A 25,950-nucleotide genomic window follows, 5' to 3' on the forward strand; every position below is an offset into this window, starting at 1 on the left:
CGGACTACCAATTGCAATATCTTCTCATTTAAGCGACAGCGCTGACGACCCCGAAAGACGGACAGAATGCCGCAGCAGATACGACAAGGGCAGCTTGCGCTGCCCTTGTCGGCTACATCACTCCCACTCGATGGTGGCAGGCGGCTTGCTCGACACGTCATAGGTGACGCGGGAGATGCCTTCAATTTCGTTGATGATGCGGCCACTGACGGTTTCCAGCAGCTCGTAAGGCAGGTGCGCCCAACGTGCGGTCATAAAGTCGACGGTCTCCACCGCGCGCAGGGCGACAACCCAGGCGTAACGACGGCCGTCACCGACCACGCCCACCGATTTCACCGGCTGGAACACCACGAAGGCCTGGCTGACCTTGTGATACCAGTCGGCCTTGCGCAGCTCTTCAATAAAGATGTGGTCGGCGCGACGCAGCAGGTCGGCGTACTCCTTCTTCACTTCACCGAGGATACGCACACCCAGGCCTGGGCCCGGGAATGGGTGACGGTAGACCATGTCGTACGGCAGGCCGAGCTCCAGACCCAAGCGGCGCACTTCATCCTTGAACAGTTCGCGCAGCGGCTCGACCAGTTTCAGGTTCATTTCTTCCGGCAGGCCGCCGACGTTGTGGTGCGACTTGATCACGTGGGCCTTGCCGCTTTTCGCGCCCGCCGACTCGATCACGTCCGGGTAGATGGTGCCTTGGGCGAGGAACTGGATGTTATCCAGCTGGCTGGCCTGGGCATCGAACACATCGATAAAGGTGCGACCGATGATCTTGCGCTTCTTCTCGGGGTCGCTCTCGCCAGCCAGGTTGTCGAGAAACTGCGCCTCAGCGTTGGCACGGATCACCTTGACGCCCATGTTCTCAGCGAACATGGCCATCACCTGCTCGCCTTCGTGCAAACGCAGCAAGCCGTTATCCACAAACACGCAGGTCAGTTGATCGCCAATGGCTTTGTGCAGCAGCGCCGCAACCACCGAGGAATCCACGCCGCCGGACAGGCCGAGCAGCACGTTGGCATCACCGACCTGAGCGCGCACTTGGGCGATGGCGTCTTCGGCAATCTTCGACGGCGTCCACAGGGCTTCACACTCGCAGATGTCGAGAATGAAGCGCGACAGGATGCGACCGCCCTGCTTGGTGTGGGTCACTTCCGGGTGGAACTGCACGCCGTAGTAGCAACGCTCGTCGTTATACATGCCGGCAATCGGGCAGCTCGGGGTGCTGGCCAGAACATGAAAGTCTGCTGGCATCTTGGTGACCTTGTCACCGTGGCTCATCCACACGTCGAGGCCGAACAGGCCGTCGGCGTCGATGTGGTCTTCGATACCATCGAGCAGGCGGCTCTTACCGACCACGTCAACGCGGGCGTAACCAAACTCACGCAGCTCGGAACCCTCAACCTTGCCGCCGAGTTGCTCGGCCATGGTTTGCATGCCGTAGCAGATGCCGAAAACCGGTACACCGAGATCGAACACCGCTTGTGGCGCGCGCGGGCTACCGGCTTCATGCACCGACTCCGGGCCACCGGCGAGGATGATGCCGCGCGGGGCGAAGGCCCGGATGTCATCGTCGCTCATGTCAAACGGGTGCAACTCGCAGTAAACGCCGATCTCGCGTACGCGGCGGGCGATCAGCTGGGTGTACTGGGAGCCGAAATCCAGAATCAGGATGCGGTGAGCGTGGATATCTTGATGAGCCATGGCCGTCTCTCGTAGCGTAATTCACAAATGACTCGGGGCTGCCCCGTCGTTTTCAACAGCAACAGCCCCGTGCTTTTCTATCCCTTCAAAATCAATTTGCCGCGGCGTCAGCGTAGGTCAGGCAAGCTGGGAAGAGGCAAGAGAGCGACGTTTGCCGGAGCAAATGAGCCTTTCGAACTTCCGTCCAACGCAGCGTGGCCAAACGCAGCAGCGTCAAATCGATTTTTAACCAACGCGGTAGTTGGGTGCCTCTTTGGTAATTTGCACATCGTGTACGTGCGACTCAGCCATGCCCGCGCCGGTGATGCGCACAAACTCAGGCTTGCTGCGCATCTCTTCTATGGTGGCGCAACCGGTATAGCCCATGGAGGCACGCAGGCCGCCCATTAGCTGATGAACGATGGCACCCATGGCGCCTTTATAGGCCACACGCCCTTCAATACCTTCCGGCACCAATTTTTCGGCGCCCGCGGAGGAGTCCTGGAAGTAACGATCCGATGAGCCTTGCGCCTGAGCCATAGCCCCCAGCGAACCCATGCCGCGGTAAGCCTTGTAGGAACGGCCCTGGAACAGCTCAATTTCACCGGGCGCTTCTTCAGTACCGGCCAGCATCGAACCGATCATCACGCACGAAGCACCAGCCACGATGGCTTTCGACAGGTCACCGGAGAAACGAATACCACCGTCAGCAATCAACGGCACACCGGTACCGACCAGCGCAGCCGCGACATTGGCGACAGCAGTGATCTGTGGCACGCCGACACCAGCAACAATACGCGTGGTGCAGATCGAGCCTGGGCCGATACCCACTTTGACCGCATCCGCACCGGCTTCTGCCAGCGCTCGGGCCGCAGCACCGGTGGCGATGTTGCCGCCGATGACTTGCACCTGCGGGAAGGTTTGCTTGACCCAGCGTACGCGGTCGATCACGCCTTTGGAGTGGCCATGGGCGGTGTCAACGATGATCACGTCAACGCCGGCATGCACCAACGCGGTAACGCGGTCTTCGGTATCAGCACCGGTGCCAACCGCTGCGCCAACGCGCAGACGACCCTGGTCGTCCTTGCTGGCCAGCGGGTAGGCCTTGGCCTTCTCGATGTCATTAACAGTCATCATGCCCTTGAGGCGGAACTGGTCGTCGACAATCAACACGCGCTCGATGCGGTGTTTGTGCAGCAGCTTGCGCACGGTCTGCGTGTCTTCGCCTTCCTTGACCGTAACCAGACGCTCTTTAGGCGTCATCACGTCGCGCACGGTGGAGGTCATGTTGGTTTCAAAGCGCACGTCACGGCTGGTGATGATGCCGACCAGGTCACCGTGGTGCAGCACCGGTACGCCGGAAATATTGTTCTGCCGCGTCAGGTCGAACAGATCGCCTACCGTTGCGTCGGCCTCGATGGTGATCGGGTCCTTGACCACGCCAGACTCGTAGCGCTTGACCTTGCGCACTTCGGCAGCTTGCTGCTCGACGGTCATGTTCTTGTGGATGATGCCGATGCCGCCTTCCTGGGCCATGGCAATCGCCAAACGGGCCTCAGTCACGGTATCCATGGCGGCAGAGAGCAATGGAATATTCAGTTCAATGCCACGGGTCAGGCGCGTTTTGAGGCTGACATCCTTCGGCAAAACTTCGGAATAACCAGGGATAAGTAGAACGTCGTCGAAGGTAAGAGCTTCTTGACTGATACGCAGCATGGCGGGGGCTCCCGAGCGGGAAAATTGGAAGCGCGCCATTATACTCAGACGCCCCCCTGCACTCAACGCAAAGTATTGGTAAACCCACCTCCGCATTCACGCATGAGAGTGGTTGCTCTACAGGTCGACCCGTACCAGTGACAGCGGATAGCCCAAACGCGCGGCAAACTCGTCGAGAAAATCTTGCTTGAAGCCAGCATCGGCCCAGTTATTGAAGATAAAACCCAGATTGGAAAAGCCGCAGGGCTGCAGAAACAGAAAGCCGTTAATGTCGTCCTCATGGCCACAGCGCGGGCAGGTGAAGTTATCGCTGTGTCCTGGCATCCACTCTTCTAGGCTGTCGAACAGCGCCTCGCCTACTTCCTTGCGACATTTGGCGCAGCCCGCCTCCTCAAGAAAACCGGCCGTCGGGGTGTAGATGCAGCGCTTGTAGATAATTTCCAGGCCATGCACCGCCTGCCCGAATGGCAGCAACTCAGGGCGTTCGACCACCCGCCGCGCGCCGGCGGCAATGCCGTAGGCCATGTGCTTGTAGGTACGTCCGCAAGTTGAAAGCTGCTCTTCGACGATGTTCTGCTTGACCAGCCAGCGCACAATCAGCCGTGCCCGCGCCTCATGGCCGGGGAAGCTGGAAATTTGCGGCACGATGATGGCTTGTTGCTCGCTCATAACGGGACTCGGTTAACGCATCAGGGATCTAGGGGCGCGCAGCTTAAAGTGCTGACCGTGGCGGTCAAGGTCAATCCGCTATGGCCAGGCGGAGTAAAGCCTTTATCATGCCGGCCATGATTAAAGACCCCTTCCAACGCCTGAACCTCGACCGCGAGGTGCTCAGCGTCAGCCAACTGAACAACCGAGCGCGCTTGCTGCTGGAAGATGTATTCGGCGGCATTTGGGTCGAAGGTGAAATTTCCAACCTGGCTAAACCGGCGTCTGGGCACATTTATTTCACCCTTAAAGATAGTCAGGCCCAGGTGCGCTGCGCGCTGTTTCGGCAGAACGCCGCCAAGGTGCGCCAGGCCCTGCGTGACGGCCTGGCGGTGAAGGTGCGTGGCAAGGTTTCGCTGTTTGAAGGACGCGGCGATTACCAGCTGATTCTTGATGCGGTGGAGCCGGCCGGCGATGGTGCGCTGCGCCTGGCGTTCGAGGCCTTGAAGGAAAAACTCAGTGCCGAGGGGCTGTTTGCCGCCGACGCCAAAGTCGCCCTGCCGGCTCACCCAAAGCGCATCGGCATTATCAGCTCGCCGACTGGCGCGGTGATCCGCGACATCATTAGCGTATTCAGTCGCCGCGCACCGCAGGTCGAGCTGACCTTGATCCCCACCGCCGTGCAGGGCCGCGAGGCCACAGCGCAGATTGTCCGTGCCCTTGGCATAGCCGATGCACGGGGCTTTGATGCGCTGATCCTGGCTCGCGGTGGCGGCTCGCTGGAAGACCTCTGGTGCTTTAACGAAGAGCCGGTGGCCCGCGCGATTGCCGCCTGCGTCACGCCCATCGTCAGTGCCGTGGGCCATGAGACTGATGTGTCCATCGCCGATTTTGTCGCTGATGTACGCGCACCGACACCTTCTGCCGCCGCCGAACTGCTGGCACCCGATAGCAGCGAACTGGTGCAGCGTCTACACAATCTCAAGCGCCGCCTGAACCTGCGTATGCAACACCGCTTGGAGCGCGAGCGCATGCGCCTGGACGGCTTGCAGCGGCGCTTGCGCCACCCTGGCGAACGCCTGCGCCAGCACGCCCAACGCATCGATGATCTGGACATGCTCTTGAGCCGCGCCTTCGAGCGCCAGTTGCAGCAGCGCAGCGAACGCCTGAATCACCTGCAAACGCGCCTGCTCAGCCTGCACCCGGAACGCAACCTCAAGCTGCTGGATCAACGCCTGCAGACCCTCGCCGAGCGCCTGCAACGCAGCATGCGCGAAGGCCTGAAACAGCGCCGTCTGCAGCTACAAAGCCAGATGCAAACGCTGCACGCGGTCAGCCCGCTGGCCACCCTCGGGCGTGGCTACAGCATTCTGCTGGATGAACGCGGCCGCGCCATCCGCAACGCCGCCGACACCCTTCCAGGCCAGCGTTTGAAGGCGCGCCTCGCAAACGGCGAGCTGGATGTGCGGGTCGAAGACAACCATGTGCAGCCGGTTACGCTGTCGCTGCTCGACTGACCACAAACACGGTGGATGAAAAAGCGTCATCCACCCTACCAAGGGCTACTCATGCGCCTTTTCTCGATTCTGCTGATTATGTTGCTCGCCCTGCCCGCCCACGCCGAAGGTTTTATCAGCCGGCTGCTTAACAAGCCGGTGCCCGGCGGCGTAGCCGTAGTCGATCTGGGACCCGCCACCAGCGCCCCCAGCGTGCGCTATCAAAACAAACCGGTGCTGGTGATCCATGAAGATCAGCAACGCTGGATCGCCATCGTCGGCATCCCGCTTAGCGCCCAGCCAGGCAGCCAACAGGTCAGCGTCAACAGCAGCCAGACGCTGAGCTTTCAGGTCGGCAGCAAGCATTATGTTGAGCAGCGCATCACTATCAAGAATCAGCAGCAGGTCAATCCGAACGCCAAGAACCTGGCCCGCATCGAGCGCGAACTGGCCGAGCAGACCCGCGCCTACCAGCAGTTCAGCGCGCGCCAGCCGAGCAACCTGTTGTTCGACAGGCCAGTAAACGGGCCGCTGTCCAGCCCCTTCGGCCTGCGCCGCTTCTTCAACGGCGAGGAACGCAACCCGCACTCTGGGCTGGATTTTGCGGCTAATAGCGGCACACCGATCAAAGCACCGGCGGCGGGCAAGGTGATCCTGATTGGCGATTATTTCTTCAATGGCAAAACCGTGTTTGTCGACCACGGCCAAGGCCTAATCAGCATGTTCTGCCACCTCTCGGCCATCGGCGTAAACGTCGGTGATGAGATTGCCCGTGGCGGCATCCTCGGCAAAGTCGGCGCGACTGGCCGCGCCACCGGGCCGCACCTGCACTGGAACGTCAGCCTGAATGACGCCCGCGTCGACCCAGCGATTTTTATCGGTGCCTTTAAGCCCTGAGCATTCAGGCTGAACACGCAAAGCACCCTGGCTGTTCGCCAGCGGCTAGTTTGTTAAGGTGACGGCGTTAACTGGCTGAGCGGTCAACCCGAGGAACGGCATGAACCTTTTCTACAGCCTGACCGGCCTAAGCCTGCTGATCATCACGGCGTGGCTGGCCAACTTTACCAACACCACCGCATGGGCACGCTACGAAGCTATCCAGTCAGATATTTTCGATCACTTGCTGGCAATCCCTCCCGAGTTCGGCCTGCGGGTGTTCCAACATCCCAGCGGGGCGGACATGCGCGAACTGAAATACAGCATGCGGCCAAACCCACTGCCTTGATGGGCAGCACGCAGGCGACAACACCCGCAGCCGCCCGCAATTTGTAGCAAGCACAACGCTGTTTACAGGCACAAAAACAATCTAAAAATCACCAAACAGGCTGTAAGCACTAATTTATTCGCATTAGTTGCCAGCTTTAACCTCAGGGATTAGGGTTGGCGCCATGAACACCCATAACACTCTTATTCTGCTGCGCCAACACGCCAACCTCTGCTTGGTCAGCCAGCGACTGCGTGGCTAATTGTTACGCCCACGCCAGCCCTATTTTTATATTGCGCCCGGCTCGCCGCTTGCTGCCGCGCTAAAAGGATTGCCCCATGAGCATGCTCAAAGACCCTTCGCAGAAGTACCGCCCGTTTACCCCAATCCGGATTGCAGACCGTACCTGGCCGGACCAGATTATCGACAAGGCGCCGATCTGGTTGTCCACCGACTTGCGCGACGGCAACCAGTCACTGATCGAACCAATGGACGCCGAGAAGAAAATGCGCTTCTTCAAGTGCCTGCTGGCCGTGGGTTTGAAGGAAATCGAAGTGGGCTTCCCGTCCGCCTCACAAACAGATTTCGACTTCGTTCGTGAGCTGATCGAAGGCGGCCATATCCCGGATGATGTGACCATCCAGGTGCTGACCCAGGCCCGTGACGACCTTATCGAGCGCACTTTCGAGTCGCTGAAAGGCGCGAAGAAGGCCATCGTCCACTACTACAACGCCTGCGCGCCGAGCTTCCGCAAAATTGTCTTCAACCAAGATAAAGCCGGGGTGAAAGCTATTGCCGTAGCCGCCGGCAAAACCATCAAGCGTTTGGCCGACGCGGCGCCAGAAACCCAGTGGGGCTTCGAGTATTCACCGGAAGTGTTCAGCTCCACCGAAACCGACTTTGCTGTTGAGGTGTGCAACGCGGTGATCGAGGTGTTCCAGCCGACGCCGGCGAACAAGCTGATCCTCAACCTGCCAGCGACCATCGAGTGCGCCACACCGAATAACTACGCCGACCAGATCGAATGGTTCGGCCGCCATGTCGATAAACGCGACAGCGTGCTGCTCAGCGTGCACACCCACAACGACCGTGGCACTGGTGTTGCGGCCTCGGAACTGGCATTGATGGCCGGCGCCGACCGTGTTGAAGGCTGCCTGTTCGGGAATGGCGAACGTACCGGTAACGTCTGCCTGGTAACCCTGGCGCTGAACCTTTACACCCAGGGCGTTAATCCCGAACTGGACTTCTCTGACATCGACGCCGTACGCAAGGTCGTTGAAGACTGCAACCAGATCCCTGTGCACCCACGCCACCCGTATGCCGGCGACTTGGTTCACACCGCTTTCTCGGGTTCGCACCAGGATGCCATCCGCAAGGGCTTCGCCCAGCGCCAGGACGGTACGCTTTGGGAAGTGCCTTATTTGCCAATTGACCCGGCCGATATTGGTCGTGATTACGAGGCAGTGATCCGCGTTAACAGCCAGTCCGGCAAAGGCGGTATCGCTTTTCTGCTTGAACAGGAATACGGCATCAACCTGCCACGGCGCATGCAGATTGAATTCAGCCAGGTGGTGCAACGCGAGACCGACCGCCTTGGCTTGGAAATGAGCGCGATGCAAATCTACCAACTGCTCGACACTGAGTACCTGCAAGCCACGGCACCCTACGCACTCAAGGGCCATCGCCTGCAGGAAGAAAACGGCACCAGCGCGGTTGATGTCGAGATCGTTAATGCCGGCGAAAGCCAGCACTGGCGCGGCATCGGCAAAGGCCCGCTGGAAGCCCTGGTCGCCGGTTTACCGGTCGCCGTGGAAATCATGGACTACTGCGAGCACGCCATCGGCGCCGGCACCCACGCCAAGGCCGCGGCCTATATCGAGCTGCGCGTTAATGGTGGGCGCGCGCTGCATGGCGTCGGCATTGATGAGAACCTGACCACGGCCAGCTTCCGCGCCTTGTTCAGCGCCCTGAACCGCGCACTCGGCCAGACAGCCGAACAAGCGGCCTAAGGCACCAGGCACACAGTGGCGGCTCGTCTTCAGCCGCCGCTGTTTATTTCTGTGCGCTTCATCAAATTGACACGGCTCTCAGGGCGCGATTAGGATCCGCGCCGCCCCTGTGGCTACAGCTACACCTCCAGACAGCACCCCCAGCGAAACGTATCCCAGCGCATTTTTCGATGGGTTTGGGGCGTCTATGCGTATTTTTTTGCACACGCCCCACTGCGCACCTTCAACTCATGACAAGGAAAACAACATGTTGACTAACCGGATGGGGCTGATCGCTCTGGGAATACTCAGTGCCACGCACGCCATGGCCAACGATCAAGCGGCCTCTAAGGGTTTTGTTGAAGACAGCAGCCTCAACGTGCTGCTGCGCAACGCCTATATCAATCGCGATTACAAGAACCTCGCGCCGAACTCGGATAAAGCGGAGTGGGGTCAATCGGCCACGGGCATCTTCTCGTCAGGGTTCACCGAAGGCACCATCGGCGTCGGTGTTGATGCCTTCGCGCTGTATGCGCTGCGCCTGGACGGCGGCAAAGGCCGCTCCGGCGCTGGCGGCATCGACTTCTTCAAGCAGGGTGATAGCGGCAGCGCCGCCAACGACTTGTCCAAAGCCGGTGCGGCGGTCAAATTCCGCGCCTCCAACACTGTTCTGACCTACGGTGAGCAGATGCCGGCCTTGCCGGTGCTCAACCACGACAACTCGCGCCTGCTGCCGGAAAGCTATACCGGCACGCTGATCACCTCCACCGAGATTGAGGGCCTGGAACTGAACGCGGGCCGCTTTACTGCAGAATCGCGTAAAAGTGCAGAAAGCCGTGACAGCGGCGGCTTGAAGTCGATTAACGTGTTGGGCGGTAGCTACCAGTTCAGCGAGCAGTTCAGCGCCGCGCTGTACGCCTCCGATGTTGAAGACGTGTTGAAGAAGCAGTACGTCAACCTGAACTACGTCTTCCCGTTGGCAGCCGAGCGGTCGCTGACCCTGGACTTTAACGGTTACCGCACCAAGCTGGATTCGTCTTACGCCGAAGCGATCGACGCCACCGGTGAAGACAACAAAATCTGGAGCCTGGCCGCAATCTACGCAGTGGGTGCGCACTCCTTCACGCTGGCCCACCAGCGCAGCACCGGCGACAGCAACTACGGTTATGCCTACGGCGGCTACCAGAGCGCCGGCAACCGTCCGGGCGACGGTGGCAATACCATCTACTTGGCCAACTCCTACTGGTCTGACTTCAACGCCGAAGACGAGCGCAGCTGGCAGCTGGGTTATGGCCTGGATTTCAGCAGCTTCGGCATCCCCGGTCTGAGCTACAACGTGGCGTACGTGCGTGGTAATAACATCACTACATCCACCAGCACTGGCGGCACCGAGCGTGAAATCTTCAACCAGCTCAAGTACGTAGTGCAGAGCGGCGCAGCCAAAGACTTGAGCGTTAGACTGCGCAGCTCGTTCCTGCGTGTGTCGCAGAAATCCAGCGAATACAACGTCGGCGGTAACGAAGTACGCGTCTTCGTTGATTACCCGATCAGCGTGTTCTAATCAGCCGCTAAACGCCGCCTGACAAGGCCCAAAAAAGCCCGACTGGTTCGGGCTTTTTTGTGGGCGGTTATAAACGCCTTGTGAGGTGACGTGGGGTTTAAACAAAGCCAACCCCGGCAGCACACTTAGATCGCGCAGAGCTTTTGCGCCGCCTGGCGCAAAGTTTCTTCACGTTTGGCGAAGCAAAAGCGCACCAGACGCTGCGCCTCAGGCGGCTGCTGATAGAACACCGACACCGGAATAGCCGCTACCCCCTGCTCACGGGTCAGCCACTCAGCCATTGCCCGATCATCCAAGTCAGGCCGAATGGCCGAGTAGTCCACAAGCTGGAAAAAAGTACCGGCAGCGCGGGTAAAACTAAAACGCGAGCAGCTCAATAAGTCGCAGAACAGGTCGCGCTTGGCCTGGTAAAATCCTGGCAACTGATCGGTGTGTTCAGGATGCTCAGCCATATAGTCAGCCAGCGCCCACTGCAGCGGCGTAACGCCACAAAAGCTGACGTATTGGTGCACCTTGCGCAGTTCAGTGGAGAGCGCCGGTGGCGCCACCACATAGCCGGTTTTCCAGCCGGTGACGTGATAGGTTTTACCAAACGAGCTGACCACAAAGGCGCGCTGATACAGCTCCTCATGGGCCAGCACGCTGACGTGTTGCTTGCCATCGAACACCAGATGCTCGTAGACCTCATCGCTGATCAAGTAGATGTCGCGCCCGCGAATCAGCGCGGCGAGCTGGTCCAGCTCAGCGCGTGAGATCAACGCACCGCTGGGGTTATGCGGCGTATTGAGAATGATCAGCCGGGTCTTGGCGCTCAACGCATCCTGCAGGCGCTGCCAGTCAAGGGCGAAACCCGCCGCGGCCAGCGGCACATGCACACACCGCCCGCCAGCCAACTCAACAGACGGCTCATAACTGTCGTAGCAGGGGTCGAAGACAATCACCTCATCGCCAGGCCGGATAAGCGCCTGTACCGCGCAAAAAATCGCCTGAGTCGCGCCCGGCGTGATGGTGACCTCACTGTCAGCGCTGACGGTTCGGCCATAGCATCGGCCAATCTTCGCCGCGACTTGCTCGCGCAGCGCTTGCAAGCCGGTCATCGGCGCGTACTGGTTATGCCCGGCGGCAATGTGCCGGCCGACCGCATCACGCAGTGCCTGCGGCCCGTCGAAATCAGGGAAGCCCTGGGACAAATTCAGCGCCCCCGTCTCGGCGGCGAGCTGCGACATGCGGGTAAAAATGGTGGTGCCGACGTTCGGCAACTTACTGATGATCATCGAGGCGGCATCCGGCTGGTGAAGGCGCAGGATAGCCGATCACCCGAATACGCAAAAGGCACCCAAAGGTGCCTTTATAGAGCGTTTCAATCCACGCTTAGCGCTTGTCTTTGCGCTTCTTCTCAGCCTTTTTGTGGTGAGTCATCAGGCGGCGCTTCTTGTTCACCTGGCGGTCTGTAAGGGTATTTTTATTGCCCTCGTATGGGTTCTCGCCACCTTTGAACTCGATGCGGATCGGCGTACCGACCAGCTTAAGTACGCGGCGGTAGGTGTTTTCCAAGTAACGGATATAGGACTTGGGTACGGACTCGACCTGGTTACCGTGGATCACGATCAGCGGCGGGTTAGCACCGCCCAAGTGGGCGTAACGCAGCTTGATGCGGCGGTTATTGACCATGGGCGGCGCGTGGTCGCCCACGGCGTCTTCAAGAATCTGGGTCAGACGGTTGGTCGGCCAGCGGGTGATCGCCGACTTAAACGACGCCTGCACCGACTTATACAGATTGCCCACGCCCGTGCCATGCAGCGCCGAGATAAAGTGAATATCGGCAAAGTCGACGAAGAACAACCGGCGCTGCAACTCGACCTTCACGTAATCGCGCTCGCTCGGCTCCATGCCATCCCATTTGTTCAGGGCAATCACCAGGGCGCGGCCGCTTTCCAATACGAAGCCAAGCAGGTTGAGGTCGTGATCGACCACGCCTTCGCGGGCATCCATGACGAACACCACAACGTTGGAGTCCTGAATCGCCTGCAGGGTTTTCACCACCGAAAACTTTTCCACGGCCTCGAAGATCTTACCGCGACGACGCACGCCGGCGGTGTCGATCAGGGTGTACTTCTCGTCATCACGCTCGAACGGGATGTAGATGCTGTCGCGGGTGGTGCCGGCTTGGTCATAGACGATCACCCGCTCTTCGCCGAGCATGCGGTTGACCAGGGTCGACTTACCGACGTTGGGCCGGCCGATGATGGCCAGCTTGATGCCGTCCTTCTCGCTCGGGCCGGGAATGCGCTTGGCTTCCTGACCTTCGAGAACGACCTCGTCCTCCTCACCCTCTTCCGGCTCAGTGGCATCCTTGGGGAAGGAGCCCAGCACGGCCTCAAGCATCTGGGTGATACCCCGACCGTGAGCACCGGCAATCGGCAGGGACTCGCCCATGCCCATGCTCGCGAACTCGGCACGCGCTAGGTCGGTATCGATGTTATCGACCTTGTTGATCACCAGAAAACTGCGCTTGTTACGGCGGCGTAGGTGCTCACCAATCATCTGGTCGGAGGCAGACAGACCGGCACGGGCATCCACCAAAAACAGTACGGCATCTGCTTCTTCGATGGCCTGCAGCGATTGCTCGGCCATCTTCGCGTCGATGCCTTCTTCGTCACCGGAAATACCACCGGTGTCGATGACGATATAGGTTCGCCCCTGCCACTTGGCCTCGCCGTACTGGCGATCACGGGTCAGACCAGACAGGTCGCCGACAATCGCGTCACGGGACTTGGTCAAGCGGTTAAACAGGGTGGACTTGCCGACGTTTGGGCGGCCCACCAGGGCAATTACGGGAACCATTAGGCTCTCCACTTCGTTATTTCAGAAAATACAAAAGCCGCTGCAAGGGCAGCGGCCGGAATTCATTGCGCTGGCTGGGTTGCACAGCCTCAGGGAGGTACAACCCAACCAAAGCGACAGAGGGCTACTTGATGGTCAAAGCCACCAATTTGCCACTGTTGCCGAAGGCATACAGCCAGCCACCGACCACCAATGGACGCGCACGCAGACCATCACTGTCGATACGGGTACGGCCGACAAAACGGCCATCCACCTGACTCACTAGATGCAGGTAACCTTCCAGGTCACCGAACGCCACATAGCTGGAAAACACTTCCGGCGCAGACAGCTGACGACGCGCCAGTGCATCGTTGCTCCACAGCGCTGAAGCGGAACGCTCATCGATACCTTCAACAGTACCACTGGCCAGGTTTACATAAACGCTGCCATAACCTTGCGCCACGCCAACGGAGCTGGAGGCTTCACGCTGCCAGAGAGTGCGCCCGCTTTCTAGGTCCATCGCTGCCACACGGCCCTGATAGCTGACGGCATAAAGTGTGCCCGCCGAAAGCAGCAGACCACCGTCGATGTCGACAACACGCTCCAACTCGGAGCGACCTTGAGGAACAGCGACACGCTGCTCCCAAACCGGAATGCCGCGCTGTGCATCCAGCGCAATCACTTTGCCGGTGGACAGACCTGCGATTGCCAAGCGATTGGTCAGCACCGGGCTGCCGGTGCCACGCAAGGTCAAAACAGCCGGCGTATTCTCGAAGATCCAGCGCTGGCTACCAGTCACTGCATCAAAGGCAATCAAACGATCATCTTGAGTCTGCACCAGCACCACATCGCCGTTCAGCGCTGGAGCGGCCAGCACTTCACTGGTCACGCGGGCACGCCATTTTTCTTCACCACTCACGGTGTCGAGAGCGACGATCTCACCCTTAAGCGTACCAACGACGACCAAGCCATAACCGGCAGCAACGGCACCTGATACGGGTAATTCCAGCTCCGTTTTCCACAGCACCTTACCGCTCATGCGGTCCATCGCCACAACCAAACCTTCTACGTCGGCGGCATAAATCTGATCGCCGTCGATGGCTGGCACCAGCATATTGAAGGTTTCGCCCTGGCCTTCACCAATCGAGCGACTCCATTCTTTCTGCAGGCTAACCTCTTCCTCGAACTTAGGTAGATCGGCCGGTGGCAGTTCCTTCTTGCTATTGCTGCTGCAACCTACAGCCAAAACGGCCAAGGCCAGCAGTGCGGCATTCTTCCAGCGCATCACGTCACGCATCCCCTTTCGCCAGATCATCCAGCTTCATTTGCAGACCACCGACAGCGGCGTCTTCAGAGAGCGCAGCCTTGGCTTTTTCGTACGCGGCATGTGCATCGTCGGCACGGCCGAGTTGCACCAAAAGATCGCCCTTGAGTTCTTCACGGCTGGCAGTGAATGCCGGCGCCGCCTGGGTATCGAGCAGCTTCAAGGCATCTTCGGCCTTGTTTTGCGCAGCCAGCACACGCGCCAGGCGCTGACGTGCCAACTCAGCCAGGCTGTCGTCGGCCGGCTTGTTCACAATCGCCTGCAGCTCGCTGGCAGCGTCGTCCAGCTTACCCGCCTCAACCGCCACCTTAGCCACAAACAGGCTGCCGTACTGGGCGTAATGGCTACCGGCATATTCATTTTTCAGGGTATTTGCCAATTCCGCGACTTTAACCGCGTCGGGCTTGCCGCTTGGCTCCAGAGCCGCTTCCAACAGCTGCTGATAAACCAGCGAAGCACCCTGGGCCTGATTGCTCTGGTACTTCTGCCAGCCCTGCCAACCAAACACCACGACCAGTGCCAGCACCACACCGACCAACAAAGGCATGCCGTTGCTCTGCCACCAGTCTTTGATTACCGCCAGCTCTTCATCATCAGTACGCGAAACCACCCCAACACTCCTATTCGCTTAAATACTTAACAGACGCTCAAGCCTGATTGGCGCAGCTCGCCAGGTGATCGGCCAATGCCGACCAGGCAATACTTTGTTGCTCGCCCTGACCGCGCAGCGGCTTGCAACCTACCACTTGCTGGGTCAATTCGTCTTCACCCAAGATCAGGGCATAGAGTGCGCCGCTCTTGTCTGCTTTCTTGAACTGACTTTTAAAACTTCCCGCGCCGGCATTTACTTGCAAACGCAGGTTAGGCAGCTGATCACGCAGTCGCTCGCTCAACGCCAGCGCCGCCAGCTCCGCCGGCTCGCCGAAGGCGCACAGGTATACGTCAACCGTACGGGCAATTTCAGCCGGTACTTTACCTAGAGTTTCGAGCAACAGCACCAAACGTTCGATGCCCATGGCAAAACCCACGCCCGGCGTCGGCTTACCGCCCATCTGCTCAACCAGGCCGTCATAACGACCACCCGCACAAACAGTGCCCTGGGAGCCGAGCTGATCGGTTACCCACTCAAACACCGTTTTGCTGTAGTAATCCAGACCGCGAACCAGCTTGGGATTGATTACATAGGGCACACCGGCGGCATCCAGGCGCGCCTTGAGGCCTTCGAAGTGAACGCGTGACTCTTCGTCGAGGTAATCAGCCAGTTTGGGCGCGTTGACCAGCAAGGCTTGGGTTTCCGGCACTTTACTGTCGAGTACGCGCAACGGGTTGCTGCCCATGCGACGACGGCTGTCTTCATCTAACTGATCGGCATGCGCAGTCAGAAACTCGACCAGGGCATCACGGTACACCGCACGCGCGGCACTGGTACCCAGGCTATTCAGTTCCAGCTTTACGGCATCGCGGATGCCCAACAGGCCCCACAGGCGCCAGGTCAGCACAATCAGCTCGGCGTCGATATCCGGGCCGTCGATATTGAAAACTTCCACACCGATCTGGTGAAACTGACGATAACGGCCTTTCTGCGGCCGCTCGTGACGAAACATCGGGCCGATGTACCAGAGTTTCTGGGTTTGCCCACCGCCGGCCAGGCCATGCTCAAGCACGGCACGCACGCAGGCGGCAGTGCCTTCCGGACGCAGAGTCAGGGAGTCACCGTTACGGTCGTCGAAGGTGTACATCTCTTTTTCAACGATGTCGGTGACTTCACCAATCGAGCGTTTGAACAGCTCGGTGAATTCAACGATCGGCATGCGGATCTGCCGATAACCGTAGCCGTCCAACAGACTGGCCACAGCGCCTTCAAAGTAACGCCAAAGCGGAGTTTGCTCAGGCAGGATATCGTTCATGCCACGAATGGCTTGCAGGGACTTGCTCAATTCAATTCCTTAACGGTATTAGCTGCGCAGAATCAGAGCGGCGTCAGCTGCCACCTTGTCGGCTGCTTTCTGGCGGATCAGCTTTTCCAGCTCATCAACCAGGTTGTCATTGCCCAGCTTAAGCGCCGGTTTGCCATCGATATAAATCAGGTTGGGCGAACCGCCGGTCAGACCGATATGGGCCTCCTTGGCTTCGCCGGGGCCATTGACCACGCAGCCAATCACCGCCACATCCAGGGGCACTAGCAGGTCTTCGACGCGCTGTTCCAGCTCGTTCATGGTTTTCACCACATCAAAATTCTGCCGCGAGCAGCTCGGGCAGGCGATGAAGTTAATGCCACGGGAACGCAGGCGCAGCGACTTGAGGATGTCGTAACCGACCTTGATCTCTTCCACTGGATCAGCGGCCAGGGAAATACGGATGGTGTCGCCGATGCCTTCAGCCAAGAGCATGCCCAAACCCACTGCTGACTTCACCGTACCTGAGCGCAGGCCACCGGCTTCGGTGATGCCCAAATGCAGCGGCTGCTCGATCTGTTTGGCCAGCAGGCGATAAGCCTCAACGGCCATAAACACATCAGAAGCTTTTACGCTGACTTTGAAATCGGGGAAGTTCAGCCGCTCAAGGTGCTCAACATGCCGTAAGGCGGACTCCACCAAGGCTTCGGGCGTTGGTTCGCCGTATTTCTTTTGCAGGTCTTTTTCCAACGAGCCGGCATTGACGCCGATGCGTATCGGGATGCCGCGATTACGGGCGGCCTCAACCACGGCGCGCACGCGGTCTTCACGACCGATATTGCCCGGGTTGATGCGCAGGCAGTCAACACCCAGCTCGGCCACACGCAGAGCGATCTGGTAGTCGAAGTGGATGTCGGCCACCAGCGGCACGTTGACCTGCTGCTTAATCCGGCCAAACGCTTCGGCGGCATCCATATCCGGCACTGATACGCGCACGATGTCAGCGCCGGCATCTTCAAGGCGACGGATCTGCGCCACAGTGGCGGCCACATCATTGGTGTCGCTGTTGGTCATGCTCTGCACGGAGATAGGTGCATCGCCCCCCACCGGTACAGACCCTACCCAAATTTTGCGCGAAATACGGCGTTTGATTGGTGACTCGCCATGCATGTTACTGCCCACCCAACTTCAGACGTGCGGTCTCGCCGGAGATAAACGGCGCCACATCAACCGGATTACCATTCAGGCTGACCTGCACGCCGCGGGCATACCCCAAGCGCAACTCCAGCGGGGCCTTACCGGCCAGCTGCAGGCTCTCGCCTTTACGCTTGAGAGCGCTGAACAGCACTTTGCCATTGGCGTCAGTCAGTTGTGTCCAGCAATCGGCAATAAAGGTCAGGCCGACCAGCGCTTCACCTGAAGCGACCTGCTCCGGGGCTGCTTCAGCGGGCGTAACCGGCGCCGCGCTGAGCGCTGCAGGTGCAGGTGCAGGGTTTGAAGTGGCTACGACAGTCGAGGCTGGCGCAGGCGGCTGCGCATCCACGCCGGCTGTTTCGCTGACAGCAGCGTCTGCCGGCTCGTTAGCAACCTCAGGCTGAAGGGGCAATGCAGTTTCGGCACCGAGCTGTGCAGCATCCACGGCCTGATCTTCCGGCTCGTCGAGTGGGTGAATCTGAGTGGTGCCATCAGCACCGTCCACCTCAACATGCTCAAGACTGGTCGAAGCCAGATCGTCTGCGCGGCGCTCAGCCTTCTCCTGCCACCAGAGAAAACTCAAGCCGGCCAGAGCCAACAACAATAAGAAACTGACGATGCGCAAAATGCGCTGCGAGTAGCTCACCGGCCCCTCGATGCGACCGAGGCTGTGTACGTTACTGCCCGCAGCGTCACTGCCGGTGAACTGATCAAATTCCAGCACCAGGCGGTTCTGATCAAGCTCAAGCAACTTGGCGTACGCACGCACATAACCGCGGGCAAAAGTGTGCCCGGGTAATTTGTCAAAGGCACCTTGCTCAACCTGACCCAAACGCTGCGGGGTCAAATTCAATTGCGCAGCGACCTCGGCAATCGTCCAACCACGACTCTCGCGAGCCTTGCGCAAAGTCTCACCCGGATTGACACGGGGAACTGCTAGCACTTCAGGATGCGCCGCTTTCATCATTGCTCCGACAGGTATTGCTGATATTCCGGCGTACCCGGATAAAGCCGCTTCAACTGCAAACCGAGGCTGGCGGCATTGTCACGTTCTTCGAAAATTTTCGCCAAGCGCACGCCCAACAACAAGCTGCGCGCATTCTGTGGCGCCAAGGTCAAAAAACCTTCGTAGTAGCTGCGGGCCGGGACGTACTGTTTGTCTTCATAGGACAGCTGCGCCATTTCCATCAATGCGCGCGGCTGGCGACTATTCAGGCGCAGGGAGCGCTCGAAATAGGCCTTGGCCTGCTCGCGCTGGTTCAACTGCAGCGACGTCAAACCGAGGTTTTCAAACACCCGCGAGCGCTCAGGGTAAAGATTGTCCTGGGCCGCTCCCGTGTATTGCTCAAGGGCTTCTTGGTAGCGCTTCTGCTCAAACAAAAAACTGCCGTAGTTGTTCAGCAAGCGAGCGTCGCCACGACGCTGCGAAATAGCCTTACGAAAATGTTCGTCCGCTAATTTCGGCTCCATTTCTATCTGGAACACCAAGGCCAGCGCGGCATGTGCATCGGCACTGGAGGCGTCGAGTTCCAAGGCTTTTTTCAGCGGCACCTTGGCGCGCTCAGTTTGGCCTTGTTGGAGGTAACCAATACCCAACTGAACATAAGCGTCGCGTGCTTCGTCGCGACCCTTACCGGTTTTCATCGGATCAACAGTGCCGGTGGTGACACAACCGGCTAACAGACTAGCGGCCAACAGCATTAACGCGGCTCGCAAGGTCATGGGTATCCTCCCCTCAAATTTGATTGGCGGCGGCACTCGGTGTTTCGGCCTCGCTACTCAGTTCACGCACAGCAATATAACGCTCACTGCGACGGGTACGGTCCATCACCTGACCCACTAACTGGCCGCAGGCGGCGTCAATATCTTCTCCACGCGTGGTGCGTACGGTGACATTGTGCCCGGCTTTATGCAGCTGGTCCTGGAAACGGCGAATGGCGTTGTTGCTGGGCCGCTCATACCCGGAGTGGGGGAAGGGATTAAACGGAATCAGATTGATCTTGCAAGGTACATCTTTGAGCAGTGCGATCATTTCCTCAGCGTGCTCAAGCTTATCGTTTACATCCTTGAGCAGGGTGTATTCGATGGTCAGTACACGCTTTTCACCGAGGCGCGAGACGTAACGCTTACAGGCCGCCAACAGCATTTCCAGCGGGTACTTCTTGTTGATAGGCACCAGTTGGTTGCGCAGCTCATCATTCGGCGCATGCAGCGACAAGGCCAGCGAGACATCAATCACCTCGCCCAGCTTATCGATCATCGGCACCACACCCGAGGTGGACAGCGTCACCTTGCGCTTGGAAATGCCATAGCCAAGGTCGTCCATCATGATCTGCATGGCCGCCACCACGTTGTCAAAGTTCAGCAATGGCTCGCCCATGCCCATCATCACCACGTTGGTGATGGCACGGTCGATCTTTGCTGGGATGCTGCCAAACGACTTGTTGGCAATCCATACCTGACCAATCACTTCAGCAGCGCTCAGATCACTGTTAAAGCCTTGCTTACCGGTTGAGCAGAAGCTGCAATCCAACGCACAGCCAGCCTGCGAGGACACACACAAGGTGCCACGCGTGCCCTGGGGGATATACACCGTTTCAACACAGCTGCCTGACGCCACACGCACGACCCACTTGCGCGTGCCATCAGTGGAAATATCTTCGCTGACCACTTCCGGGCCGCGGATTTCAGCACAGGCCTTGAGTTTTTCACGCAAAGCCTTGCTGACGTTACTCATGGCATCGAAATCATCGACACCAAAGTGGTGAATCCACTTCATTAACTGACCGGCACGGAAACGTTTTTCCCCGATACTCTCGAAGAATTGCTCCATTCCTGCCTGGGTTAAACCCAGCAGATTGATTTTACCGGTCGTCGTAGTCATGGCTTCACCCTCACTCAATTCGACTTAGCGAATACGAGCGCAAACTTCAGTTGCAGCGAAGAAGTAAGCGATTTCGCGTGCGGCCGATGCTTCGGAGTCAGAACCGTGAACAGCGTTTTCGTCGATGGAAACCGCGAAATCAGCACGGATGGTGCCAGCAGCAGCGTCTTTAGGGTTGGTAGCGCCCATCAGATCACGGTTAGCCAGAACAGCGTTTTCGCCTTCCAGAACCTGAACGATAACCGGACCGGAGGTCATGAATGCGACCAGATCCTTGAAGAAGCCACGCTCGCTGTGCTCAGCGTAGAAGCCAGCAGCTTCGCGCTCGGACAGTTGAACCATCTTCGAAGCAACGACGCGCAGGCCGGCTTTTTCGAAACGGCTGGTGATTTCGCCGACAACGTTTTTAGCAACAGCGTCAGGCTTGATGATGGAGAAAGTGCGTTGAACAGCCATGTGAAACTCCAGAAACAGTGGTTAAAGCGAAAAATTAAACCCGCGAATTATACGCGGGTTTAGTGGGATTGCCTAACAGCGTACGGCGGGCTCAATCAGCCTCTTCGATCCAGGCGGCCTGAACAGCCTCCAGCACCTTTTCACCGCCACGCGTCGGATCATCACTGAATTCCGGCAGCGCCAGAATCCACTTGTGCAGATCGACGAAGTTAACGAAACGCGGGTCTACCTCAGGCTTGGACTCGGCCAGCTGAATAGCAATTTCCAGAACATCAGCCCACTTCAGCGTCATAACAGCTCCTAGAATCAGTGCGGCGCTTCGGCGGCGTGGTTGAGCGAATACTTAGGGATTTCGACGGTGAGATCGTCCTCACCCACGATAGCCTGACAAGACAAACGCGACTGCGCCTCGAGCCCCCAGGCCTTGTCTAGCATGTCCTCTTCCAGCTCGTCAGCTTCGGCCAGCGATGCAAAACCCTCACGAATAATGCAGTGACAGGTGGTGCAGGCGCAGACGCCGCCACAGGCGCTCTCAATCTCAATATGGTGCTCATGCGCCACTTCAAGCACCGAAGTACCCGGCGCTGCTTCGACCACCAAACCCTCCGGGCAGAGCACGGCGTGGGGCAGAAAGATAATCTGCGGCATGCTTATTCCTCAATCTCATCAAGACTACGGCCGGCCAGTGCAGCCTTGACCGTGGCATCCAGGCGACGCGCAGCAAAGGCGTCAGTCACCTGGGTCAAACGTTTGGTTTGCTGCTCCATGGCCAAGCCATCGCCGGCCAGCATAACGTCACGCAACTGCTGCATTTGCGCCTCAATGGCTACGCGCTCATCGGCATCCAGTAAACGCTCACCATCTGCTAACAGCGCTGCCTCTACCGCCTCCAGCAAACGCTGAGCATCGACCTGCTGCTCACGCAACACGCGCGCCGCCTTGTCGTCACCGGCATTCTTGAAAGAATCCTGCAGCATGCGGGCGATTTCGCCATCCGTCAGGCCATAGGACGGCTTAACCTGAATACTGGCCTCGACGCCCGAGCCAAGCTCAAGGGCCGCCACGCTGAGCAGGCCATCGGCATCCACCTGAAAGGTCACACGAATTTTCGCAGCACCAGCAACCATCGGCGGAATGCCGCGCAATTCAAAGCGCGCCAGGGATCGACAGTCACTGACCAGCTCACGCTCGCCCTGCAGCACATGAATCATCATGGCCGTTTGGCCATCCTTGTAGGTGGTGAAGTCTTGAGCACGCGCCACAGGAATGGTGGTGTTGCGCGGAATCACCTTCTCCATCAACCCACCCATGGTTTCCAGGCCGAGCGACAGCGGAATCACATCCAGCAACAGCAACTCTTCGCCGTCGCCTCGCTTGTTGCCTGCCAGCGCATCCGCCTGGATAGCGGCACCGATGGCCACCACCTGATCCGGATCAATATCGGTCAGCGGCTCGCGCATAAACAACTCCGCCACGGCCTGACGCACACGCGGCACGCGCGTGGAACCGCCGACCATGACTACCGCTTCAACCTCTTCCAGCTCAATGCCGGCATCACGCAGCGCACGGCGGCAGGCCTTGAGGCTACGCGCCAGCATCGGCTCAATCAGTGCATCAAACTGCTCACGACTCAACTGCCCCTGCCAATCGGCGTAGTTAAGCGCAACCACAGCCGCCTCGGTCAGCGCTTCTTTGGCCGCACAAGCCGCCTGCAACAACAAACGCTGCTCACCCGGATCGAGATCCGCCGACAAACCCGCCTGCTCTACAATCCAACCAGCAATGGCATGATCAAAGTCATCGCCGCCCAGGGCGCTGTCGCCGCCCGTGGCAAGCACTTCGAACACACCGCCGGTCAGGCGCAACACGGAAATATCGAAGGTGCCACCGCCCAGATCATAAATAGCCACCACGCCTTCGGCATGCTGATCCAGGCCATAGGCCACAGCAGCAGCGGTGGGCTCATTAAGCAAACGCAGCACATTAAGCCCGGCCAGACGCGCGGCGTCCTTAGTGGCCTGGCGCTGCGAATCATCGAAATAAGCCGGCACGGTGATAACCGCCCCCACCAGCTCACCACCCAGGGTCGCCTCAGCACGCTGACGCAGCACCTTGAGAATATCCGCCGAGACTTCAACCGGGCTTTTCGGCCCTTGCACCGTTGCAATGAACGGCATGTGCGACTCACCGCCGACAAAGTTGTAGGGCAGCTGCTCGCCAAGCTGCTTGACGTCAGCCAGACCACGCCCCATCAACCGCTTAACCGACAGCACGGTATTGAGCGGATCGGTCGAGGCAGCCGCTCTGGCTGACTCGCCCACTTCAACCCGATCCGCGTGGTAGCGCACAGCGGACGGCAGGATGACCTGCCCAGCTGCATCAGCCAAGGGTTCAGAGAGCCCGCTGCGCACGGCGGCGACTAGCGAATTGGTGGTCCCCAGGTCAATCCCCACGGCCAACCGACGCTGGTGTGGCTGGGGGCTTTGTCCGGGTTCAGCGATCTGCAGTAAGGCCATGGTTAATCAATGCTTAGGTATCAGGTACGCCGCAATGGACGCACCAGCGTTAATCGTCGAGGCGCTCTTCCAGCTGACGAACCTCGTGAGAAAGCTTGTCGAGAAACTGCATACGGCGCATCAGGCGCTCGGCCTCTTCACGCCGCGCCGCATCATCCCAACAAACAGCAAAACATTCATTGAGCTCATCCTGAGCCACTTTCAGACGCTGCTTAAACTGCGCAACGCCGGCCAGGTCGGCACTGTCATGCAGGTCTTCGAGCTCTTCGCGCCACTGCATCTGCTGCAGCAAAAAGCTGGGGTCTTGCACAGTCACTTCCAGTGGCAGCTCGGGCCCACTCAGCGCCAGCAAATAACGGGCGCGCTGCGGGGCATTCTTCAGGGTCCGATACGCCTCATTGAGGCTGGCAGACTGCTCCAACGCCAACCGCTGCTCGCGCTCGGAAGCGTCAGCAAAACGGTCGGGATGGATATGCCGGGCGAGTTCGCGGTAGCGACTGGCCAGCAGCTCGGGGTCCAGGCGAAACCCCGGCTGCAGATCAAATAAAGCGAAGTGACAAGGACTACCCACGCGCGCCTCAGATGTTGAAGCTTTCGCCGCAGCCACATTCGCCGCGTACGTTTGGATTGTTGAACTTGAAACCTTCGTTCAACCCTTCTTTGACGAAGTCCAGCTCGGTGCCGTCGAGGTAAACCAGGCTCTTGGGATCGATGATCACCTTAACCCCATGACTCTCGAACACTTGGTCTTCGCCGGCGGTTTCATCAACAAACTCCAGCACATAAGCCAGGCCAGAACAGCCGGTAGTGCGAACAGCCAAACGGATGCCCTCACCTTTGCCGCGCCCGTCAAGGGAACGACGCACGTGCTGAGCTGCCGCTTCAGTCATGCTGATAGCCATCGACACCTCCTTAGAGCAAACCTTTCTTCTGCTTGTAGTCGCGCACAGCCGCCTTGATGGCGTCTTCCGCGAGGACTGAGCAGTGAATTTTCACCGGCGGCAGAGCCAATTCCTCGGCCAATTGGGTGTTTTTGATCGTTTCGGCTTCGTCCAGGGTTTTACCCTTCATCCACTCGGTAGCAAGGGAGCTAGAAGCAATCGCCGAACCGCAGCCGTAGGTCTTGAACTTGGCGTCTTCAATCACGCCCTGCTCGTTGACCTTGATCTGCAGGCGCATCACGTCACCACAAGCCGGCGCACCGACCATGCCGGTGCCTACGCTCGGGTCTTCCGCGTCCATCTTGCCGACGTTGCGCGGGTTCTCGTAGTGGTCAATGACCTTTTCACTGTAAGCCATGCTGGTATTCCTTCCTCATCAGAGAGTCGCTCTTGCTTGGCGACTACTTAGTGCGCCGCCCACTCGATCTTGGAGATGTCGACACCGTCTTTGTACATATCCCACAGCGGCGACAACTCGCGCAGCTTGGTGACTGCCTCGCAGACTTTCTGCGCGGCGTAATCGACTTCTTCATCCGTGGTGAAGCGGCCGAAGGTAAAGCGAATGGAGCTGTGCGCCAACTCGTCATTGCGGCCCAAGGCGCGCAGTACGTAGGAGGGCTCTAGCGAAGCCGAGGTACAGGCCGAGCCGGACGAAACTGCCAGGTCTTTGAGCGCCATGATCAGCGACTCGCCCTCAACGTAGTTAAAGCTGAGGTTCAAATTGTGCGGAACACGGACGGTCATACTGCCGTTGATGTACAGCTCTTCCAACCCTTCAACCTGCTTAAAGAAGCGATCACGCAAAGCCAGAATGCGCTGGTTTTCCTGGATCATTTCTTCTTTCGCGATCTGGAACGCTTCCCCCATACCGACGCACTGGTGAGTGGCCAGGGTACCGGAACGCATACCGCGCTCGTGGCCACCACCATGGGTCTGAGCTTCTAAACGTACGCGCGGCTTACGGCACACATACAGCGCACCAACACCTTTAGGACCATAAGTCTTGTGCGCGGAGAAGGACATCAGATCAACCTTCAGCGACTGCAGGTCGATTGCCACTTTGCCGGTCGATTGCGCGGCGTCCACATGGAAGAACACCCCACGCGAGCGGGTCAGCTCGCCAATCGCAGCGATGTCGTTGATGGTGCCGATCTCGTTATTCACATGCATGGCCGACACCAGAATAGTGTCCTCACGCAACTCGGCTTCGATCATTGCCGGCGTGATCAGGCCGTCTTCGCCTGGCTCGATGTAGGTAACTTCGAAACCTTCACGCTCAAGCTGGCGCATGGTGTCCAGCACAGCCTTATGCTCGATCTTCGAGGTAATAAGGTGCTTACCTTTGCTCTTGTAGAAGTCGGCAATGCCTTTAATGGCCAGGTTGTTGGATTCGGTAGCACCCGAAGTCCAGACAATCTCGCGCGGATCGGCATTGACCAAATCTGCCACTTGACGGCGAGCATTCTCGACGGCTTCTTCAGCCTTCCAGCCAAACACATGGGAGCGCGACGCCGGGTTACCGAAGTTGCCGTCAACCAGCAAGCATTCGCTCATCTTTTGCGCAACACGCGGATCAACCGGCGTGGTGGCGGAATAATCGAGGTAAATTGGCAACTTCATCAACTTT

At 58.7% G+C, this 25,950-nt stretch carries 24 protein-coding genes and 1 pseudogene; 5 read left to right on the forward strand and 20 right to left on the reverse strand.

Annotation, left to right across the window (positions count from 1 at the left end):
• Nucleotides 1–117: 117 nt before the first annotated feature.
• The 3 genes from guaA to AC0J6G_RS11925 all read right to left on the reverse strand — a co-directional run bounded on the left by guaA (nucleotide 118) and on the right by AC0J6G_RS11925 (nucleotide 4,062).
• The gene (guaA, locus tag AC0J6G_RS11915) at nucleotides 118–1,698 is read right to left on the reverse strand and encodes a glutamine-hydrolyzing GMP synthase (RefSeq protein ID WP_475247976.1); all 1,581 of its coding nucleotides are present in this window, start codon (nucleotides 1,696–1,698) and stop codon (nucleotides 118–120) included.
• A 225-nt stretch (nucleotides 1,699–1,923) separates the two neighbouring features.
• Nucleotides 1,924–3,393 (reverse strand): IMP dehydrogenase, encoded by a 1,470-nt coding sequence (gene guaB, locus AC0J6G_RS11920; RefSeq protein WP_475247978.1) that lies wholly within the window; start codon nucleotides 3,391–3,393, stop codon nucleotides 1,924–1,926.
• A gap of 117 nt (nucleotides 3,394–3,510) precedes the next feature.
• Nucleotides 3,511–4,062: a sugar ABC transporter ATPase gene (locus AC0J6G_RS11925; RefSeq protein WP_475247979.1), complete on the reverse strand. Its 552-nt coding sequence runs from the start codon at nucleotides 4,060–4,062 to the stop codon at nucleotides 3,511–3,513.
• A gap of 116 nt (nucleotides 4,063–4,178) precedes the next feature.
• Here AC0J6G_RS11925 and xseA point away from each other — a divergent pair, with 116 nt between their 5' ends.
• The 5 genes and pseudogenes from xseA to AC0J6G_RS11950 all read left to right on the forward strand — a co-directional run bounded on the left by xseA (nucleotide 4,179) and on the right by AC0J6G_RS11950 (nucleotide 10,290).
• A complete protein-coding gene (gene xseA / locus AC0J6G_RS11930) occupies nucleotides 4,179–5,558 on the forward strand; it encodes an exodeoxyribonuclease VII large subunit (RefSeq protein ID WP_475253714.1) in 1,380 nt (459 codons plus the stop codon).
• A gap of 51 nt (nucleotides 5,559–5,609) precedes the next feature.
• Nucleotides 5,610–6,434 (forward strand): peptidoglycan DD-metalloendopeptidase family protein, encoded by an 825-nt coding sequence (locus AC0J6G_RS11935; protein WP_475247981.1) that lies wholly within the window; start codon nucleotides 5,610–5,612, stop codon nucleotides 6,432–6,434.
• 163 nt (nucleotides 6,435–6,597) lie between these two features.
• Nucleotides 6,598–6,762, forward strand: a pseudogene (locus AC0J6G_RS11940) (mechanosensitive ion channel family protein); the annotation flags it as partial.
• A 317-nt stretch (nucleotides 6,763–7,079) separates the two neighbouring features.
• A complete protein-coding gene (gene leuA / locus AC0J6G_RS11945; protein WP_475247983.1) occupies nucleotides 7,080–8,750 on the forward strand; it encodes a 2-isopropylmalate synthase in 1,671 nt (556 codons plus the stop codon).
• A gap of 247 nt (nucleotides 8,751–8,997) precedes the next feature.
• Nucleotides 8,998–10,290, forward strand: coding sequence for an OprD family porin (locus tag AC0J6G_RS11950; protein WP_475247984.1), 1,293 nt, complete (start codon nucleotides 8,998–9,000; stop codon nucleotides 10,288–10,290).
• A gap of 125 nt (nucleotides 10,291–10,415) precedes the next feature.
• Here the strand turns inward: AC0J6G_RS11950 and AC0J6G_RS11955 are convergent, their stop codons facing one another.
• The 17 genes from AC0J6G_RS11955 to AC0J6G_RS12035 all read right to left on the reverse strand — a co-directional run bounded on the left by AC0J6G_RS11955 (nucleotide 10,416) and on the right by AC0J6G_RS12035 (nucleotide 25,943).
• Nucleotides 10,416–11,564 (reverse strand): pyridoxal phosphate-dependent aminotransferase, encoded by a 1,149-nt coding sequence (locus AC0J6G_RS11955; RefSeq protein WP_475247986.1) that lies wholly within the window; start codon nucleotides 11,562–11,564, stop codon nucleotides 10,416–10,418.
• 97 nt (nucleotides 11,565–11,661) lie between these two features.
• The gene (der, locus tag AC0J6G_RS11960) at nucleotides 11,662–13,134 is read right to left on the reverse strand and encodes a ribosome biogenesis GTPase Der (RefSeq protein ID WP_475247988.1); all 1,473 of its coding nucleotides are present in this window, start codon (nucleotides 13,132–13,134) and stop codon (nucleotides 11,662–11,664) included.
• Nucleotides 13,135–13,258: 124 nt separating this feature from the next.
• On the reverse strand, nucleotides 13,259–14,410 hold the full coding sequence (gene bamB / locus AC0J6G_RS11965) for an outer membrane protein assembly factor BamB (RefSeq protein ID WP_475253716.1): 1,152 nt from the start codon (nucleotides 14,408–14,410) through the stop codon (nucleotides 13,259–13,261).
• On the reverse strand, nucleotides 14,403–14,984 hold the full coding sequence (locus tag AC0J6G_RS11970) for a tetratricopeptide repeat protein (protein ID WP_475253718.1): 582 nt from the start codon (nucleotides 14,982–14,984) through the stop codon (nucleotides 14,403–14,405). The genes bamB and AC0J6G_RS11970 overlap by 8 nt, the downstream gene beginning before the upstream one ends.
• 100 nt (nucleotides 14,985–15,084) lie before the next feature.
• Entirely contained in the window at nucleotides 15,085–16,374 is a 1,290-nt protein-coding gene (hisS, locus tag AC0J6G_RS11975) for a histidine--tRNA ligase (RefSeq protein WP_475247990.1), read from the reverse strand.
• An 18-nt stretch (nucleotides 16,375–16,392) separates the two neighbouring features.
• The gene (ispG, locus tag AC0J6G_RS11980) at nucleotides 16,393–17,502 is read right to left on the reverse strand and encodes a flavodoxin-dependent (E)-4-hydroxy-3-methylbut-2-enyl-diphosphate synthase (protein ID WP_475247992.1); all 1,110 of its coding nucleotides are present in this window, start codon (nucleotides 17,500–17,502) and stop codon (nucleotides 16,393–16,395) included.
• Between the two features lies 1 nt (nucleotide 17,503).
• Complete coding sequence (locus AC0J6G_RS11985; protein WP_475247994.1) at nucleotides 17,504–18,490, reverse strand: RodZ domain-containing protein; 987 nt, start codon at nucleotides 18,488–18,490, stop codon at nucleotides 17,504–17,506.
• Nucleotides 18,490–19,248, reverse strand: coding sequence for a type IV pilus biogenesis/stability protein PilW (gene pilW, locus AC0J6G_RS11990; protein WP_475247996.1), 759 nt, complete (start codon nucleotides 19,246–19,248; stop codon nucleotides 18,490–18,492). The genes AC0J6G_RS11985 and pilW overlap by 1 nt, the downstream gene beginning before the upstream one ends.
• A 13-nt stretch (nucleotides 19,249–19,261) precedes the next feature.
• A complete protein-coding gene (gene rlmN, locus AC0J6G_RS11995) occupies nucleotides 19,262–20,410 on the reverse strand; it encodes a dual-specificity RNA methyltransferase RlmN (RefSeq protein ID WP_475247998.1) in 1,149 nt (382 codons plus the stop codon).
• A 24-nt stretch (nucleotides 20,411–20,434) separates the two neighbouring features.
• Nucleotides 20,435–20,866: a nucleoside-diphosphate kinase gene (ndk, locus tag AC0J6G_RS12000; RefSeq protein WP_325508000.1), complete on the reverse strand. Its 432-nt coding sequence runs from the start codon at nucleotides 20,864–20,866 to the stop codon at nucleotides 20,435–20,437.
• A 91-nt stretch (nucleotides 20,867–20,957) separates the two neighbouring features.
• Nucleotides 20,958–21,158, reverse strand: coding sequence for a Fe-S cluster assembly protein IscX (gene iscX / locus AC0J6G_RS12005; protein ID WP_475248000.1), 201 nt, complete (start codon nucleotides 21,156–21,158; stop codon nucleotides 20,958–20,960).
• 14 nt (nucleotides 21,159–21,172) lie between these two features.
• Nucleotides 21,173–21,514 (reverse strand): ISC system 2Fe-2S type ferredoxin, encoded by a 342-nt coding sequence (gene fdx / locus AC0J6G_RS12010; protein WP_475248002.1) that lies wholly within the window; start codon nucleotides 21,512–21,514, stop codon nucleotides 21,173–21,175.
• A 2-nt stretch (nucleotides 21,515–21,516) separates the two neighbouring features.
• Nucleotides 21,517–23,382, reverse strand: a complete 1,866-nt coding sequence (gene hscA, locus AC0J6G_RS12015; protein ID WP_475248004.1) for a Fe-S protein assembly chaperone HscA — start codon at nucleotides 23,380–23,382, stop codon at nucleotides 21,517–21,519.
• A 49-nt stretch (nucleotides 23,383–23,431) separates the two neighbouring features.
• Entirely contained in the window at nucleotides 23,432–23,953 is a 522-nt protein-coding gene (gene hscB, locus AC0J6G_RS12020) for a co-chaperone HscB (protein ID WP_475248006.1), read from the reverse strand.
• A 7-nt stretch (nucleotides 23,954–23,960) separates the two neighbouring features.
• Complete coding sequence (iscA, locus tag AC0J6G_RS12025) at nucleotides 23,961–24,284, reverse strand: iron-sulfur cluster assembly protein IscA (protein WP_424483110.1); 324 nt, start codon at nucleotides 24,282–24,284, stop codon at nucleotides 23,961–23,963.
• A gap of 10 nt (nucleotides 24,285–24,294) precedes the next feature.
• Nucleotides 24,295–24,681, reverse strand: a complete 387-nt coding sequence (iscU, locus tag AC0J6G_RS12030) for a Fe-S cluster assembly scaffold IscU (protein WP_090239371.1) — start codon at nucleotides 24,679–24,681, stop codon at nucleotides 24,295–24,297.
• Between the two features lie 47 nt (nucleotides 24,682–24,728).
• Nucleotides 24,729–25,943 carry an IscS subfamily cysteine desulfurase gene (locus AC0J6G_RS12035; RefSeq protein WP_475248009.1) on the reverse strand — a complete coding sequence of 405 codons (1,215 nt, stop codon included), beginning with the start codon at nucleotides 25,941–25,943 and terminating at the stop codon, nucleotides 24,729–24,731.
• Nucleotides 25,944–25,950: the final 7 nt, after the last annotated feature.

The sequence above is a fragment of the Pseudomonas sp. TS_SC_3 genome (assembly GCF_056156225.1).